The sequence below is a fragment of the Pseudomonas sp. 43(2021) genome (assembly GCF_017490805.1).
Classification (GTDB): domain Bacteria; phylum Pseudomonadota; class Gammaproteobacteria; order Pseudomonadales; family Pseudomonadaceae; genus Aquipseudomonas.
Map to the genome: position 1 here is coordinate 1 of NZ_JAFGYJ010000295.1, position 508 is coordinate 508.

A 508-nucleotide genomic window follows, 5' to 3' on the forward strand; every position below is an offset into this window, starting at 1 on the left:
CGGCCGAGTTGCCGTTGACTGCCAGCGCGCACGGCGTCGAGGTGCCGGTGCAGCGGCTGTCATCGTCATTCTGGTAAGCGTAAACGCTGCCGCCGACGGTCATCTTCAGGTTGTCAGTGATGTTGAAGCGGCTGCCCAACTGGCCAGCGGTCAGGCGCAGGTCGTGGCGGAATTGCACGCCGTCGCCGTCAACGTTGTCCTTGAGGTTGTAGTTACCCAGGCTGCCGAACAGTTCGGCGCTGCCGCCCAGTGGGTATTTGTAGGTAACGGCCAGACCTTCCGGGTTGATGTCGCTGTCCCAGATCACGTCGCCCATGCTCACCCATGGTTGCAGCATCTTGCCGCCGATCACGTGCAGGTTCTTGATCTGATCCGGGTGATAGTCGATGTAGCCGAGGTCGAGCCAGATCTGCTTCTTGTCGAAGTAGTTGTCCTGATCCTGGTTGGTCGAGCGCGCGTCGTCACCGCCGCCGGTGGCGATACGGATACCGGTGTCGACTTGCGGGTT

General features: G+C 61.2%; 1 protein-coding gene. It reads right to left on the reverse strand.

Annotated elements, in window-relative coordinates; genetic code table 11:
- Positions 1-508 (reverse strand): putative porin (locus tag J5M71_RS27290; RefSeq protein WP_207838650.1); only part of this gene is annotated, 508 nt, incomplete at both ends.